The organism is Metabacillus rhizolycopersici (assembly GCF_020075705.1).
The window spans coordinates 17245-34608 of the sequence record NZ_JAIQUM010000018.1 but is presented as its reverse complement, the minus strand read 5'-3'; the positions used below and the strand labels follow the sequence as shown (position 1 = coordinate 34608).

General features: G+C 36.0%; 13 protein-coding genes and 1 pseudogene. 8 read left to right on the top strand and 6 right to left on the bottom strand.

Features of this window, described 5'->3' with window-relative positions; genetic code table 11:
• Nucleotides 1–258: 258 nt before the first annotated feature.
• Together K9V48_RS10455 and K9V48_RS10450 are read left to right on the top strand one after the other, a co-directional pair.
• Nucleotides 259–1284: pseudogene (locus K9V48_RS10455) on the top strand (IS91 family transposase); the annotation flags it as partial.
• A 479-nt stretch (nucleotides 1285–1763) separates the two neighbouring features.
• A complete protein-coding gene (locus K9V48_RS10450; protein ID WP_224138945.1) occupies nucleotides 1764–2603 on the top strand; it encodes a hypothetical protein in 840 nt (279 codons plus the stop codon).
• Nucleotides 2604–2649: 46 nt separating this feature from the next.
• On the opposite strand, the gene K9V48_RS10445 is transcribed toward K9V48_RS10450, so the two are convergent.
• The 5 genes from K9V48_RS10445 to K9V48_RS10425 all read right to left on the bottom strand — a co-directional run bounded on the left by K9V48_RS10445 (nucleotide 2650) and on the right by K9V48_RS10425 (nucleotide 7070).
• Nucleotides 2650–3183 (bottom strand): cupin domain-containing protein, encoded by a 534-nt coding sequence (locus K9V48_RS10445; RefSeq protein ID WP_224138944.1) that lies wholly within the window; start codon nucleotides 3181–3183, stop codon nucleotides 2650–2652.
• Between the two features lie 24 nt (nucleotides 3184–3207).
• Complete coding sequence (gene mtnB, locus K9V48_RS10440; RefSeq protein ID WP_438803883.1) at nucleotides 3208–3882, bottom strand: methylthioribulose 1-phosphate dehydratase; 675 nt, start codon at nucleotides 3880–3882, stop codon at nucleotides 3208–3210.
• A complete protein-coding gene (locus K9V48_RS10435) occupies nucleotides 3879–4547 on the bottom strand; it encodes a 2-hydroxy-3-keto-5-methylthiopentenyl-1-phosphate phosphatase (protein ID WP_308012549.1) in 669 nt (222 codons plus the stop codon). The genes mtnB and K9V48_RS10435 overlap by 4 nt, the downstream gene beginning before the upstream one ends.
• 11 nt (nucleotides 4548–4558) lie before the next feature.
• The gene (locus K9V48_RS10430; RefSeq protein ID WP_438803881.1) at nucleotides 4559–5785 is read right to left on the bottom strand and encodes a 2,3-diketo-5-methylthiopentyl-1-phosphate enolase; all 1227 of its coding nucleotides are present in this window, start codon (nucleotides 5783–5785) and stop codon (nucleotides 4559–4561) included.
• A 100-nt stretch (nucleotides 5786–5885) separates the two neighbouring features.
• On the bottom strand, nucleotides 5886–7070 hold the full coding sequence (locus tag K9V48_RS10425) for a pyridoxal phosphate-dependent aminotransferase (RefSeq protein WP_308012548.1): 1185 nt from the start codon (nucleotides 7068–7070) through the stop codon (nucleotides 5886–5888).
• Nucleotides 7071–7228: 158 nt separating this feature from the next.
• Between K9V48_RS10425 and mtnK the strand changes: the two genes are divergently transcribed.
• From mtnK to K9V48_RS10400, 5 genes are all read left to right on the top strand, one after another.
• Nucleotides 7229–8461 (top strand): S-methyl-5-thioribose kinase, encoded by a 1233-nt coding sequence (mtnK, locus tag K9V48_RS10420; RefSeq protein ID WP_224138942.1) that lies wholly within the window; start codon nucleotides 7229–7231, stop codon nucleotides 8459–8461.
• Nucleotides 8451–9515: an S-methyl-5-thioribose-1-phosphate isomerase gene (gene mtnA / locus K9V48_RS10415; RefSeq protein ID WP_224138975.1), complete on the top strand. Its 1065-nt coding sequence runs from the start codon at nucleotides 8451–8453 to the stop codon at nucleotides 9513–9515. Before mtnK ends, mtnA begins: the two co-directional genes overlap by 11 nt.
• A gap of 377 nt (nucleotides 9516–9892) precedes the next feature.
• A complete protein-coding gene (metK, locus tag K9V48_RS10410; RefSeq protein WP_224138941.1) occupies nucleotides 9893–11116 on the top strand; it encodes a methionine adenosyltransferase in 1224 nt (407 codons plus the stop codon).
• Between the two features lie 234 nt (nucleotides 11117–11350).
• On the top strand, nucleotides 11351–12679 hold the full coding sequence (locus tag K9V48_RS10405; RefSeq protein WP_410429610.1) for an aminotransferase family protein: 1329 nt from the start codon (nucleotides 11351–11353) through the stop codon (nucleotides 12677–12679).
• 207 nt (nucleotides 12680–12886) lie between these two features.
• Nucleotides 12887–14005 (top strand): GerAB/ArcD/ProY family transporter, encoded by a 1119-nt coding sequence (locus K9V48_RS10400; RefSeq protein WP_224138939.1) that lies wholly within the window; start codon nucleotides 12887–12889, stop codon nucleotides 14003–14005.
• 554 nt (nucleotides 14006–14559) lie between these two features.
• On the opposite strand, the gene K9V48_RS10395 is transcribed toward K9V48_RS10400, so the two are convergent.
• Nucleotides 14560–14982 carry a YfmQ family protein gene (locus K9V48_RS10395; protein ID WP_224138938.1) on the bottom strand — a complete coding sequence of 141 codons (423 nt, stop codon included), beginning with the start codon at nucleotides 14980–14982 and terminating at the stop codon, nucleotides 14560–14562.
• A gap of 1111 nt (nucleotides 14983–16093) precedes the next feature.
• On the opposite strand from K9V48_RS10395, the gene K9V48_RS10390 reads away from it, so the two are divergent.
• A complete protein-coding gene (locus K9V48_RS10390; RefSeq protein WP_251526278.1) occupies nucleotides 16094–17290 on the top strand; it encodes an MFS transporter in 1197 nt (398 codons plus the stop codon).
• Nucleotides 17291–17364 lie beyond the last annotated feature (74 nt).

Sequence of the window (17364 nt, the reverse complement as noted above, 5' to 3'; positions counted from 1 at the left end):
TTATTAAGATATAACTAGTCTGTTAGTTCCAGAAGATAATAGATAAGGTGTATAAAGCTATTCTAAAAACTAATTTGGTTTATGCGTTTAAACGAAACCGAATACCGTTGCAATTCTTCGCGATATCATATTTCCAAAATGGTCGATTTTGCAAGGGTGAATGAAAAGAGGGAAATTATTCTTTTCATTCACTCTTTTTTATAATATCACCAGAATTTATAAGTTGTCCCTTTTTTGGATTTTCGAGAAAATAAGGGTATGGATACAAATATTTTAAGAACGCTCTTTTTTGATCATAACAAACACTGGGAGAAGTTCAAAAGTAAATATGATCGGTTACTTCGCTCTAACGTGATAAAAGAGGTGGAAAAGTTTCGAGATTGTGGTAATCCAAAGAATGGATTTAAATTATTTGTATGCGAAGGTTGTCATGATGTTAAGCGAGTTCCATACCGATGTAAAGGAAGGTTTTGTACAACATGTAGTTGTGGAGAGATGGAGGAACGGGGAAGGGTTCTACAAGAAGAAGTCTTTCAAGTCAATCATCGCCATATGATATTTACGATTGATAAAGGGTTACGAGATATTTTCTTAAAGCACCGATATTTATTAAAAGAATTTATGGATCAGGCAGTACGAATCGTTCAGAATTTTTTTGAAAAGAAAATGAAGGTGACTTCTGAAGTTATTGCTGGCTTACATACGTTTGGCTCGCGCCTTAATTTTAATCCCCATGTCCATATGCTCTTGACTATGGGAGGTATGAAAGAGAATGATGAGTGGAAAACATATAACTACATTCCGTTTGATTTGTTGAGAAAACAATGGCAGACAGTGGTACTTAAGTTGATTAGAAGGAATGTGAGTGAAAAAGAGAAAAAGCGAATCTAGCCCCTTTTACAAAAAGCCTTTTCTGCAAATGCGAAAGGCTTCTATGTGTATGCGCCAAAACAAAGAGGGAATGTAAAGGAGCAGCTAAAGTATATTGGCCGTTATATTCGTCGACCCGTGATATCTTTAGGGCGGATTGAGGAATATGATGGACAGTTCGTCACCTTTAAATATATTGATAAAACAGATGGCAAAGAGAAGAGAGAAACAATTTCGGTAGAGGAGTTTATCGGTCGTCTAATTCGGTATATTCCTGATGAGAATTTTAAGACAATCCGATATTATGAAGTGTATTCACGTCGTATAAAGAAAAAAGCAAAAGAACTCGTATCAATCTTTCAACAAACAGTGGGTAGAAATATCGTTAAAATCAAACGTGTCATGAAAAAGAAGAGATTCCTTTAAATGTAGTAAGAGATTGTGATTTAATGGATGATGGAGATCCAACAACTCCTCCGATGTTCTCATGCGAAAAATGTGGAGAACAAATGTATTTGTTTTTCTCACCGATCGTTATGAAAAAAATGTCCAAAATCCTCAGTACTTAAGAAGTACATCATTAATTTAAATGAGTTTAGTCATAATATGGGTTGTGCCGAAATAATATAATTTTGGAGTCATCTTAGTGATGGTGATTTTTTATCGTTTACCAGGAAATTATTAAATTCTTGTATTGTGGATAAGCGCTTTGCCATCCAGATCTGAAGCACAGGACGGGTAAGTAAAGTCAGTGCGACAGGACATCGTGTTTTTGACTGCATCTAGGGTCAAGCCACTAATTAAGGGGAAAGAGCATCTTCGATTCATGAACGTCTTATTTGCCCGATGCTGATTGAGGAATTTCGCTTTTGTTCGAAAGAAGGTGATGTACTATGAAATTAGTAAATGAGAAAAGTAACCCTTGGCGAGATAAGAGACAAGAAAACAAAGAAATACCACCATTGGATTTTAGTGAAATTCAGCAAAATTCTTTGTTTGTTGGAGTAAGCCTCGGTTTTAGTTACCAAAATGAAAGAGATTGTGTTGTAATTATGTATAAGGATAGAATGTATTGGGAGATGAAAACAAATGGAAGCGAAGATGCGTTCGAATTTCTGTACCGTAGTATTAAATTTTTTTCTGAAAACAGATATCAAAAGGCGAGGAATTCTTATTTAAAGGAATATATCATATTTACGACAGGTGCTAGTTTAAGTACTCCAGTAAAACCGGAATATACGATTCGTGATGTACAGCTTGAAAAAAATGATAGCACTCATTTTAATCAAAGGTGGCACTATGAAAGTTATCTTAAGATTAGTGATTGGATAAGTCGTTTACCTATATCAGGAGCAACGAAGAGAGTATATTTAGAAACAAGACCCTATAGTAATTTTCCGTTTAAAATAGAAGGAAATAGGGATGTTGAAAAAGAAAAAACGTTTTTAGTAGACGCATGGAAAAAAATAAACGGACGATCAAGTTCCACCGAAAGGATAAGGGGCTGGAATAACGAATATTTCAAGGATGATTATTTTCGTGATGCATTTGTATCGATGTTAGTGTCAATCACCTATACTAGGTGGAAATCAAACGATAAATCCGGAAAGGATGATTTTTTAAAAGTCATCGTGGATCATGACGGTATATCTTGGCTTCTTGATCATAAATTGTTAAAAGATAAACTTGTTAATGATAATATGGAAAAGCCTCTTTCAGATGAAAGAGGCTGATTACACAACATCGGTTTCTTAGTTTAAAATTAATCACTCATTTCTATTACGATTTGAAGTCCGGATCATCATATAGATGAGCAACCCAGCCTGAAGCATCAATAAACAATCGAACGGCCACTACTTGACGGTTTTCCATTAACGTAAAGAAATGGGGTATGTTAACAGGAACAGAAATTACATCCCCAGCAGACAATTCTACATCGAAATAACCGGAATCGCCTTTGATTGTAAAGATCCCATTTCCTGCTGTGATTGCACGAACTTCATCTTCGGTATGAACATGTACCTGTTCAAACTTCTTTAGGAGCTCATCTAAATTAGGAGTTGCATCGGACAATGCAACAATGTCCCATTCTTCATAGCCACGTCGATTTGCAAGGGATCTAATTTCGGAATCAAAGAGGGAAAGAATTTCTTCTTTTTTCTCATCAGAAAGGGTAAAATTATCATGCAGATCATTTGGTAACTTTTCCATATCCCAATGTTCATAAAGTACTCCTTGTTCATCTAAAAAACTTTTAACCTCTTGTTCTTGTGTTAATCTTTTATTGGTATTACGCATTCTAATTGTTGCCATAGTTCATTTCTCCTTTTTTATGATTTAAGTTTGATTAAATTTCTCTAAAAAAAACATGTTAATTTGATATTCAAATAGAAATTCAAATGCCTCTAAATGGCGTTTAGTAGCAAAGTCACTATCACCCCATACATAAATTCCATGGTTTTTGATTAATACTCCTGGTACCTCGGGGTGGATAACTCTCCTGATTTCTTCTGCTAATTTAGGAATATTAGCATGATTTTCTACAATTGGAATTGTTATTGAAGCATCTTCTTTCCAAATATTAAATGCTTTAAGCATTTCATGTTTCATGAAAATTACTTTCCCTTGATCACCGTAAAGAGCCGAAATGAGATTATTATAAATTGTATGGACATGAAAAACTGCTTCACAATTAGGGATCAATTGATATATAGAGGTGTGAATTAAAGTTTCAGCAGAAGGTTTTAAGTTAGTAGGATAAAAAAGATCTCCATTCAAATTTACTAAAAGAAAGTCTTCTGAAGTATGAACCGATTTGTCTTTACCACTAGAGGTTATTGCGATAATAGGCTGATTATTTTCTAATGAAGAACATTTGATACGAACGGACATGTTCCCACTAGTTGCTGGAAACCACCCTCTTTGTGATAGAGTTCCTTTAGCAGTTTGTAATGTTTTAAAGGCCTGTTGGATTGCTTCAAGATTGATATTTTCAAACTCATTTTTGGTTATAGGTCTTCACCACGCTTAATTTGTTTTAATATATTAACTACATCTAAAAATGTATCAAATTCTTTATAAGGAAGAGGCTGTTCTTTGCATTTCTGTAAAAGGAAATCTCTTGCGATAACAAGTTTAGCTAATTTAGCAATTTCTAAATCTGTGATACTATCTCCAATGACAATTTTTATATCATCATTTGCTGAAAGAGAACGAAGAATACTTGGTTTACACATTCCACAATCTTTGGTGCATAGTGCATCACAAGAAAAAGGCCATAGAATTTTGATTTGTTTGCCACTAAAATCGCAAGAATTGCAATAAATATCATGATTTGGAATAGGATAGTTAGATAAAATAGGGAAAACGAAAAAGTCTATTCCTCCGCTAGTAATGAGAAGGCGAATATTGCTATCCTGGCAGTATTGAATAAATTGATCAAAACCTGTTCGGATTTTGGTTTGTTTTATAGCGTAATGAGTGATTTCTTCTCGGTGTGATGTTGGTAATAGCCAAAACATACGTCCTACTCCTTCTCGAACACTCATTCGTCCAGTCAAAATATCATTCTTAATCGTTTCCCAACCAGGAGGATTAAAATACTTCATAATATTGATGATGTTGTCACTTTTTGTGATTGTTCCATCAAAATCACAAAAAATGGTCATTTTTTTGATTGAGCCCAAGGTTATAACGCACCCCATTTATTAATTGCCGAACGAAGTTCAGCAGAGTCTTCTGCTGCTTCCGCAAGTGTTCGACCTGATACGACTGCTTGAATCGCATCAGTAAATGCCTTTCCTCCAGCTGAAGTGCCTTGAGGATGTCCATGAATTCCTCCCCCCGCATTAACAATGAAATGATCTCCAAAATCGCGATATAGTGTTGGAACAAGACCTGGATGTATTCCTGCCGAAGGTGTTGGAAATGCTGGCCGATGTATTTTGTTAGGGTATTTTAGTTGTTTGGCTAAATTCAAAGCTTCATCTTTTGGCATCGCTACAGAACCGTAAGGAGAGGGGAAGAGAACAATGTCAGCACCTGATAAACGCATTAATTTACCTAAAAGCAACGGAGCAGATAAACCATAATAAGGTGAAGGGTAAAACGAACCGGTAAAGGCTGGATGTGCCATAATCGGAATATTCACATCTGGATCTGCGGCTATTCGGTGGAGAATATCAAATCCATATGGAGCTACATTTAGTAATAAGCAAGATGCTCCCGCATCACTTAAATGTTTTGCTTTCTCAAGAAGTTGAGTAACTGGTCCGGTTAGGTTAACTGCATAAAGTACTTTTTTTCCGGTTGTTTCTTTATGGTGTTGATTTTGTTTTTCAAAAGTAGCTATTCGTTTTAAAACGGGTGCATAATCATCACGAAAGAAAATCTCGTCATCTTTTATAAGATCCACCTGTCCATCAATTTGATTTTGATATTCTTTTTCTAGTTCATTTATAGGAAGCCCGATACATTGTTTGAAGATGCTCATTAGTAATGGTCGGTCGTGAACTCCTAACAGCCTTCTTATTCCATCGATTCCAAAACGCGGTCCTGGAAATTGCGAAAGAAGGGAATCTGGTATATGCAAATCTATTAATTTAATCTGACCGTCCATTGATAATTTACCAAAGACTGTTGTGAGGATCGAGGGAATATCCGGATTCATATTAACAAGCGGGTAACCGATCATTAATAGAGCTTGAGGTATTTCATCTGAATTATGATTTAGCACTTTTACTTCGATTACTTTCCCTAAATGCGGTATCATTTGTTCTTTTTTAGCATTAGGGAGATCTGTCCAACTTCCCACAGTAAGTCCTATAGCGATTTCTTGCGCTTTTTTGTAAAAATCAAAATGACCATGAACTAAATAAGTAGCAGTAACATAGTTTTGGTCAGTTGTCACAAACATTTCACCTCCTGAATATAAAGGTTGTAGAGAGATCTAAAAGATAGTGATGTTAGTAAGTTTTGTTGATTAACCAAGTTTTTTGTTCATTCAACACGATACTTTAAAAGATAGATAATTTAGAAATTCGCTGCACTGCTTCCCGAATGCGTTCCTCTTCAGTAAGAAATCCTACTCGAACATAACCCTCTCCGTATTTGCCAAAACCGATTCCTGGAGCCACAACAACTTTCCCTTTTTCTAATAAGGTGTCAGCAAAATGGCTTGATGTGTAACCCTTTGGAATAGGCAGCCATGCAAAGAAGGATCCTTTAGGAAGCGGTGCATTCCAGCCAATTTTATTTAGTTCTTCAAAAAGGGCATTGCGCCGTAATTCGTAGGTGTCAACAAGTTCTCGGACACTTCCTTGAGAGGAGGTCAAAGCTGTTATAGCCGCGTCTTGAATCCCACCGAATAAGCTCACAAAATAGTGGTCTTGAAGTTCATTAATTAAGCGAATCAGCTCTTGATTACCAAGTGCAAATCCGACCCGCCATCCAGCCATATTATAGGTTTTTGATAACGTGTAAAATTCGATGCCAACATCCTTAGCACCTGGTCGGGATAAATAACTGATCGGTTTGTGCCCGTCAAAGCCGATTGCTCCATAGGCAAAATCATGGGCAATAACAATATTGTTTTTCTCTGCAAAGCAAATGGCTTCATCAAAGAAGGAACTAGTCGCACAAGCGCCTGTCGGGTTTGATGGGTAATTAAGAAACATTAATTTTGTATGTTTGCGTTGGTACGGTGTAAGCGTTGAAAAATCAGGGAAAAATCCTTTAGTAGAATTTAGCGGCATAGGGACCATCTCAGCACCGGCAATGGCGATTCCTGACCAATAATCAGGATAGCCTGGGTCAGGGACGAGAGCCATGTCACCTGGATTCAGCAAAATTTGTGATAGTTGGATGAGTCCGGTTTTTGTTCCAAACAATATAGCTACTTCCTTCTCCGGATCCAATGTAACCCCATGTTCGTTTTGATACCAAGTACATATAGCTTTCTTCAGTTCAATTTTCCCTGTAAACGGCGGATATTTATGATTGATCGGATTTTCCACAGCCTTTTGTAATGATTGAACAATATGTGGCGGAGTAGGAAGGTCTGGATTGCCTTGTCCTAGATTAATAACATCATACCCAGCATTGATAAACCCATTCACTTTTCCAACTAAGGTGGAGAAAAATTGATTAGGAAGGCGATTCATTTGGTTGGATGCTTTGACTATAAAGTTGTTATTTTCGATAATTAATCACCTCTCTCTTAAAAACAACATATGATGACATGACCTTTTTAGTGAGTAAACTAAAAAAAACAGTTGTTTTGTCTAGCTTTTAATAGAGCCACGACAAACACATAGTTGATTTTACTCGGGAGAGAATCTATGAGAGGGAGAGGCGATTCATGTCAAATTCAAGTTACCATGTGCTTAGTGAGTTAGAAATAATCGAATATGTTAGAAAGATTCCGGGTTTATTTTCGGAAAATGCTCAGCTAATTTGCAAGGAAATAGGTGATGGAAATCTAAATCTAGTTTTCCGAATAATAGAAAATGGTTCCTCAGGTAAAAGTGTCATTATAAAACAAGCACTTCCTTATGCTCGCGTTGTTGGGGAGTCATGGCCGTTAACATTGGATAGGGCCCGTATTGAGAGTGAAGCATTAATGATACAAAATAGTATTTGCCCTGGCTTAGTCCCAAAAGTTTATCATTACGATAAAGAGTTGGCATTAACCGTTATGGAGGATTTATCCAGTCACATCATCATGCGTAAAGGACTCATTTCTCGTAATCGTTATCCTTATTTTGCAAAACATATAGGCACGTTTCTAGCTAGAACTCTATTTTTAACTTCAGATTTAGCGTTGGATCATCAGGATAAAAAACAGAAAGTAGTACAATTTATAAATCCTGAATTGTGTAAAATTACTGAAGATCTTGTGTTTACTGATCCATATTACGATGCGAAAACGAATCAATTTAACCCGCTAATTAAGGAAGTAATCGAAGAGATTTGGGGTCATGGTGAGCTTAAACTTGAAATCACTAAGTTAAAGGAAAAATTCCTTACTCATGCTCAGGCACTTATCCATGGAGACCTTCATACAGGAAGTATTATGGTCACAGAAACGGACACGAAAGTGTTTGATCCAGAGTTTTCCTTTTACGGGCCGATGGGTTTTGACATTGGAGCAGTGATTGCCAATCTATTACTCAATTTTTGCTCTCATGAAGGACATACCCTAGATCAAGAAGAACGGCTTCAATACCAAGATTATTTGTTAAATACAGTAGAGGAAATTTGGATAGTCTTTGAAGAGGAATTTAGAATTTTATGGAAGGGAAAAGCTAGTGAGCCTTATGCATCCATACAGGGATATGAAGATGATTATATACTACGTTTGCTTCAAGATTCATTAGGATATGCGGGATGTAAAATGATGCGTCGAGTAATCGGTTTAGCCCATGTTTCTGATTTGGAAAGCATAAACGATCCCAAATTAAGAGCAAAAGGCGAAAGATTAGCCCTCGCGATTGGACAACAATTAGTATTGAAAAGGGAAACAGCACAAAAAATCGGTGATCTCACTTCTTTAGTCAGGTATGTTAAAAATCAGGAGGTAGATCAAGATTAGTGAGTTTATTCAATCCGTTCAATGGAAAAAAGATCAACTAATATTACTCGATCAGACCCTCCTTCCTGAAGAAACTGTGTTTTTGTCACTGTCTACTATAGAAGAGGTATGGGAAGCGATTAGATTTTTGAAAGTACGTGGTGCACCAGCTATTGGGATGGCGGCTGCCTATGGTCTCTATTTAGGAGTTCAAAACAACCATGAAAATAATGTGAGTACCTTCATTGAAGATTTAGAAAAAAAATCGGATTTTTTAGCAACAGCACGGCCGACAGCTGTTAACCTGTTCTGGGCATTAAAACGTTTAAAAGAAAGAGCTTATCAAGAACAAAAACAAGGATCAAATGTAGAGGTTATTAAGAAAATTCTTCTTAAAGAAGCTTTACAGATTCAAGAAGAAGATGAAAAAGTCTGTCGAGATATTGGAGAACATGCTCTTAGCTTATTTCAAGACGGTATGGGAATTCTTACACATTGCAATGCGGGGAGTTTAGCGACTGCCAAGTATGGAACTGCAACAGCTCCATTTTATATCGCTAAAGAACGAGAGTGGAATTTAAAGATATTTGTAGATGAAACTCGTCCTGTTCTTCAGGGGGCACGTCTTACTACATGGGAATTGCAGCAGGCAGGAATTGATGTGACCCTTATTTGTGATAATATGGCAGCGGTTGTTATGGCCAATCAATCAGTGCAGGCTGTTATTGTTGGAACGGATCGGGTGGCTGCCAATGGTGATGTTGCTAATAAAATTGGAACCTATACAGTAGCTATCTTAGCAAAAGAGCATAAATTGCCATTTTATGTAGCAGCTCCGCTATCATCTATTGATTTAAGTACACCAACCGGAAAAGAAATTCAGATAGAAGAACGTTCGGAAGATGAAATTATGGTTGGATTAGGAAAACGGATAGCACCACAAGGGATAAGAGTGTATAACCCTGCATTTGATATTACGCCTTTTTCACTTGTAACTGCCTTTGTGACAGAACAAGGTATTGTTTATCCTGATAAAGCAGGTCAGTATTCGAGTAAACTTCAAAATTTAAAATAAAAATTAATCTATGGAAATTACTTTTGTGGTGGTGGTTTACTGTTAGATACAGTGGACCATTTTTAATTTAGATAAGCAATACGTAAGCCCAGAAATTCACGGGTTTTGAACTTTGTGTAAGGTGTTAAATTTTATTTATTTTAGCTAGGAAATAGTACAGACCTTTATTATCTAATTGCCGTATCATATTTTAAAATCGTTCTAATGTTCGTTGAAGAAATTAACTCTGTATGGAAAATTCCAAAAGGAAACTTTTTAAAAGTCTCAGATACCTGATAGAGTAATTTATTATTCAAAGCTTTTCATATGATCCTTGAAAACATTGGCGTAAAAGATAAATGGTATAAAAAATGATAATTTTTGGAGGTGAGAAAGTAATGTTTAAAGAACAACGACACCTATTTACTTCAGAATCGGTTACAGAAGGTCATCCTGATAAAATGTGTGATCAAATTTCTGATGCTGTATTAGATGCCATTTTTGAAAAAGATCCAAATGCCCGCGTTGCTTGTGAAAGTTCAGTTAGTTCAGACTTAGTTGTTTTATCGGGAGAGATTACAACGGATAGCAAAGTAGATTTCTTAGAAATAGTGAGAGAAACCATTCGAAATATCGGTTATACAAACACTGAATATGGTTTTGATGCGGATACATGTAAGATTTTAATTGCGTTGAATAAGCAATCTTCTGATATAGCTATGGGAGTTAATAAAGCTCTAGAGGCACGTGAAGGTTTAATGAATGAGGATGAAATAGAAGCAATTGGTGCCGGAGATCAAGGATTGATGTTTGGTTTTGCTTGCAATGAAACCCAGGAGCTAATGCCATTACCAATCTCTCTGTCCAACAACCTAGCTAAACGTTTAACAAAAGTGAGAAAAAATGGGATGATTAGTTATTTACGTCCAGATGGAAAAGTTCAGGTTACAGTAGAATACGAAGACGTGAAGCCTGTTCGCATTGATACAATCGTTATTTCTGCGCAACATGATCCTGAAGTAGAATTAGAACAAATAAAAAAAGATCTGCTTCGTCATGTAATTGCTCACGTGGTACCAACTAAATTAATTGATGATAACACAAAATATTTTATTAACCCGACTGGTCGATTCGTCATTGGTGGACCAAAGGGAGACGCAGGCTTAACTGGTCGCAAAATTATTGTGGATACGTATGGTGGATTTTCACGTCATGGGGGCGGTGCATTTTCAGGAAAAGATCCAACAAAGGTTGACCGTTCGGCAGCCTATGCAGCACGTTATGTAGCTAAAAATATTGTTGCAGCAGGGATTGCAGAAAAATGTGAAGTTCAACTCGCTTACTCTATTGGAGTAGCTACCCCTGTTTCAATAGCCGTTGAAACGTTTGGTACAGGAAAAATAGAAGAAAAAAAGATCGTTCAACTAATACGTAAATACTTTGACCTTCGCCCTGCAGGTATTATTCAGATGTTAAATCTAAGGCAACCCATTTATTTTCAAACTGCGTGTTATGGACACTTTGGAAGATCAGATATCAAACTGCCTTGGGAAAACACGGATAAAGCAGAAATATTAAAAAAGGAAACAAAAAGGATAAGCGAAGAGGACGAAGGATTTTAGATCATCTTTTAAAAGAATAGTTACAACATGTACATGCAACATAGAATTTATCTTCTATAAGCTGTTATGTTTGGAGAATTTTAGCATAAATAATGATTAAATATATTCAGAGAACAAAAAAGTGCAATAAACTTAAAATAAGATTTAATAAAGATTCTGTACTGTTACCACTTGAGTTTTTTAGAACACTTTCAAAGTATCAGGACCTTAATTCTAACAAAAAGGATGGTTATGATGCCTAACTGGATGGATGATATTCGTGAGCTTGAGGAATTAGATAAAAACCATTTTCTTCATCCAACATCCTCGATTCAACAGCAGCAGGATGCTGGACCTTCGTTTATTTTTAAAGAAGGGAGGGGCGTTTACCTCGAGGATGTAAAAGGAAAGATTGTGATCGATGGGATGTCATCACTTTGGAATGTGAATGTAGGACACGGAAGATCTGAAATAGGTGAAGTAGCAAAGGAACAAATGACAAAGCTTGCATATAGCTCATGTTTTGCGACGTTTAGTAACGAACCGGCGATACGATTATCCGCAAAGCTTGCTGAATTAGCATCTAGTGATTTAATGGCAACCTTTTTTACATCTGGTGGATCAGAAGCGAATGATTCAGCGTATAAACTTGCCCGCCATTATTGGATGTTAAAAGGGAAACCGGAGCGGAAAAAAATCATCTCAAGAACAAAATCCTATCATGGCGTGTCGATGGGTGCGACAAGTGCGACGGGCTTAAAGCCATTTAGAGAATTTTCGAGTTCACTAGCTCCAGATTTTTACTATGTCGATCATGTTGAACCTGTTATGTTACGAGAGCTAATTGAAGCGGAAGGACCTGAAACAATTGCCGCGTTTATTGCTGAACCAGTGCAAGGTGCCGGTGGAGTTCATATCGCACCTGCAACCTACTTTAAAGAAGTGAAGGAAATTTGTGTAGAAAATGAAATCTTATTTATCACGGACGAAGTGATTACAGGATTTGGGCGCACAGGCAAATGGTTTGGAATCGAACATTACGGAGTCACTCCTGACATGATGTGTTTTGCAAAAGGGGTAACAAGTGGATATGCACAACTTGGTGGAGTCATGCTAACTGAGCAAATCCATGAGGAATTTAAGAAGCTCTCAACAGGAACGTTATTACATGGTTACACATATAGTGGCCACGCGATGGCCTGTGCCGTTGCATTAAAAAATCTGGAACTAATTGAAACGGAAAACCTCATTGGTAATGCAGAGTCTATGGGAAAAGAATTGTTAGCAGGACTGATGTGGATTCAAGCTAATCACAAAATCGTTGGTGAAGTAAGGGGACTTGGGCTAATGGCTGCGATTGAATTCGTCGACGAAGATCAAAAGAAATTTCAAACACCGGTATCACCACTAATCGTTAATGAAGCTGCGAAACGTGGTCTCATTTGCCGCTCTGTCATATTTGATGGCCAAGATACAATTGTCATTGCACCACCACTGATTATTACTAAAGAAGAAATAGGGAATTTGATTCGTATTTTAGATGATTCGATTAAGGAGATTGAAGGTAAGATTCCATTGATATGAAAGATTCAAAAAAGCTCGGTCATATTCGACCGAGCTTTTTTGAACTTAATGAAGAGTGATTAGGGATAAATCGATTGTTTTAAAACCTTTGTAAATTTAACATAAAGCAACTTGTACTGCTAACTCACTTATACCCCCTCATAGTTTATCTAATAATTATAGGGATTTATTGGGATACTAAATATTATTTGAATGTTGGAGGTAACTATGCTCGAAAAGGGTAAGATAAATGCCAGTGAATTTCAAATATTAGTCATCATATTTACGTTAGGAAGTGCGATAATTCTTACAACCGCTCCCCTTGCGAGAGTAGCAAAACAGGATGCTTGGATTGCTGCTATCTTAACAACTCTTATTACTTTATTTTTCGTTTTATTATTTAATCAATTAGCCACCCTTTATCCATCCATGACTTATGTTGAATATAATGAAAAAATAGTAGGAAAATGGATTGGCAAAATGACAGCGCTAATTTATCTTTTTTATGTTTATCACATTACTTGTGGACAGGTTAGAGATATGGCGGATTTTTTTACTTCGCAAGTATTGGTTGAAACACCCATACAAATGATTATCATTATTTTTGTGATTACAAGCTTAATCGGTGTACGATTAGGATTAGAAGTCATCTGTCGTTCAGCAGTAATCTTTTTCCCTTGGATTATAGCGCTGCTTTTCTTGTTATTCTTTTTTCTTATCCCTGAAGTAAAATTAGAAAACATTCAACCTATTTATGGAGAAGGTATAAAGCCAATTATAAAGGCCTCATATGGTAGCTTGGGGAACCCCTTACAGCTTGCCCTCTTTTTAATGATAATACCGTATGTTACTGATAAAACAGAAATGAAAAAAGCCTTTTATAAAGGACAGTTAATTGGAGGAACCTCCATAATTATTATCACTATTTTCAGTATTTTGGTATTGGGTTTTGGCATTACCGCAATCCAACTTTATCCCACGTTCACATTAGCGAAAAAAATAAGCATTGGTAACTTTTTAGATCGAATCGAAATCATTTTGACAATTGTTTGGATTTTATCACTGTATTTTAAGATGACGATAGGTTTTTACGGACTTTCTCTTGGGTTAGCTCAAGTTCTTGGATTAAAAAGCTATAAAATCCTTACTTACCCATTAGCGTTTTTAATTATTACTTTTTCTACCTTTATGCATCCAAATTCTGTACATTTACATAACTTTCTTAAAAACACATTGACACCTTATTCCTTAACAATTTGTTTGTTTTTTCCACTTTTATTATTAGTAATCGGGAAAATAAGAAAAAAGCACTCTGCTTCCACAGCAACTAAACTCCCAATTCGTTAAACAAGATCCAAAATTATCAAATGTAAACATTATACAAATAAAGTCAATCCCTTATCTAGCGAAGGATTGACTTTATCTCTTTGTTTAGGAATTTATCCCGCATTAACGGGCAGTAATACCCCCACCTCTAAGCTTGAGTGAATCACAAAGAGGCGAAGGTGGGGGATAACTGCCCGTAAAGGCCCGATAAGTCTCGCTATCCATCAGTGGGGGATAAGGAAAATCCCCACTGATGGAAGTCTCGCTTTATAAAAGTCTTGTACTGTGGATAAGTGCACGACATCCAGCGCAAGCGTCCGGTCCCTCTTAGGTCTAAGGCAATCAGAAATTGAAGGTGAAAAATCCCTTCTATTCCTGATTGCCTTAGGCTGATCAAGGCGCTTGCGATTCTGTTCATGGGTTAGAAGCCCGAATCAAGGAAAATGGAGCCAAACCGGTCACTGTTGATGGCACTCTATATGACAGTAGCAACAAAGTCTGCGAAAACAGTCATTAATAATAGCAATTAGCCCTTTTTTAATTAATGAAAGGACTTTATCAACTTTAGGTAACTATTAAACTAACTCCTCAGTTACGAAACTAGAACGTTTCTGAAGACTATCGGAACGCAGACGATATGCGATTTCTTTCTTTTTGTATGTTTTGATTACATCAACGTGATCGTTGTAACAATACACAAAAAGCCTAACATTGTTTTTTCCCATTTTCGTATCAATAACTATAGGAGTTCCACTGTTCTCTGGAGGAAAAGAATGCTTCTCTAAAAATAACGCTTGATTAAAATGATTAATAACTTGATTTTTTTCTTCACCTTCCAAGCGTTTTCCGTCGATGGTTACAGTGTCCATCGTGTCACTAAGCGTTGGATGTATTTCAAATTTGCCGAGAATCCATTCCACAACAGAGGTTGGAAGACACGTCAATAAAATTTTAGCTAAACTCACAAGAATTAACATTAGCACAAACGTCCATGTCATATTTTTCATCCCTTTATGTTCTAAAGTAATTGTATTACATGAGGTAATCCTTATCATAATAAAGCTTTTTTCTTGAAAAATAACCATCCACTTTTATAATAATTTAACCATCCACTTGTCTAACTGTATATAAGTTTCCAATAATTGAGGAAACATGATGAATACTGATAATTTCATAATAAAACCAAAAAACTAATATCTGGAATGTGAGATATTAGTTTTTTTAATTACTCGCTGTTCCTGAAAAACTATGGTCGCAATTTAGTAAGTTAGTAAAAGTTGTTGGAGTTGGTTATTAATAATAACTTATATTCCCTTTCTGTTTTTTACTTTAATAAAGTTAAGAGTTGATAGTCTTTGCATTATTTTTTTATAGATAAGTATAGTTATTATATAAATCACTATTTTTATTCAGTCATAAACTAGACACATTTTTCTTGACTAAAAAAAGATTAAGAATCACTCCAGCACATTTATTTTTAGAGTGAACAGAATTCAAGATCAATTGAGTAATTTAAATCGGAATGTACAGTAAATTTGGTTATTCTTAATTTTTTAATAAGATGTCTCGAAATCTAGATTTTTAAAGCAATTAGAGATTATAAAAAATAAAGGTTATAAAGATTTTGCATCATATAAAGGGGGAATATCATGTCAACATTTGAAACACTTGTAAGAGAACGTCGTTCAGCAAGTAATTTTCTACTCATACTAGTAGGTAAGTCAAAAATATTATCTATCTCCTTTTGGTCATTAAGAATATCTTAATCGATACCTACTTGAAGAATGATTAAAACGTAGCCAGTCAGGTCTAGGTGATTTAGCATGAATCAAATGGTACAATTCATTATGCGCTAAAATATTCATTTATTTTCCAGTTTATTTGTAAGTTTAGTTGATTGACAATTCTGAAAAAAAGTATAATGTTAAATTTACAGTCAAATAACTTAAATTGGTAATAAACTAATTATTGAATCATTTAAATGGGTATTGCTATGTAGACATTCTAGTTGTACGCGATCTAATTGATACGAAGATTATGAAAGGAGATTGCGGAAGTCTTTGCATACCCAAATCAAGAAACTACACTTTGAAATTGGAGATTGTAAAAATGAGTAAAACAAAATTATGGACGAAGGATTTTATCATTCTTTCCGCAGCTAGCTTTTTCATTGCGTTAACCTTTTACCTATTAATGACTACGTTAACCGTTTATGCTATCCAAGAATTTAGCGCCTCACAAAGCATGGCTGGTCTTGCCTCTAGTATCTTCATCATCGGCGCGCTCATTCTACGCCTATTTTCGGGAAAATACATTGAAAGAATTGGTCGTAAAAAAATGCTTTTCGGTGGATTAGTTCTATTCTTGATTGCTTCACTGTTGTATTTTACAGTCGAAAACATTAGCTTATTATTGTTGGTTCGTTTTATTCATGGCGCGGCATTTGGATTGGCTACGACAGCGATGTCAATTGTTGTAATGGATATTATTCCGAATGAACGTCGCGGAGAAGGAACAAGCTATTATTCACTTAGCATCACTCTTGCAACTGCAATTGGTCCCTTCATTGGTCTTTTTATTAGTCAGCATGCAAGCTTTACAATGATTTTTGTATTATGTACTCTATGTACTGTTATTAGTATTATCATCTCGTTATTTGCACAAATCCCTGAAGCGAACATCACAAAAGCACAGCTTGATGAGATGAAGGGGTTTAAATTGACAGACTTTTTCGAAAAAGGTGCCCTTCCTATTTCAATCGTTATCGCCATCATTGGTTTTTCTTACTCGGGTATTCTGTCGTTTCTTGCTACATATGCGAATGAAATTAATTTAGTAGACGCAGCAAGTTTCTATTTTATCGTCTATGCTATATTTCTCTTAATTTCAAGACCATTCACTGGTCGGATCTTAGATAAAAAAGGCGATAATATTGTTATTTTTCCAGCAATTATACTATTTGGGATTGGGTTAATCATCATTAGCCAAGCAGAACATGGTTTTACGCTTCTTTTAGCAGGAGCGCTCATTGCACTCGGATTCGGGACTTTGCAGTCATGCTGTCAGGCAATTGCCATTAAGGAATCTCCACGGCATCGAGTTGGACTTGCCACCTCAACCTTTTTCATATTCTTCGATGCAGGGACGGGGATTGGACCTTTTCTATTAGGGGCAATCATTCCCCTAGTTGGTTTTCGTGGATTGTATATGACGTTGGCTATAGTTGTATTTGGATGTATCTTTTTATATTATTTACTACACGGGAAAAAGAAAGCATACAAGCAAGCTTATTCTCAAGCGAGTTAGAATAGTAGATTGGGCTAATCAGTACTTGTGAAAAACTGGGATTACCTTCAGTGAAGAAAGTACAAACAGTTACT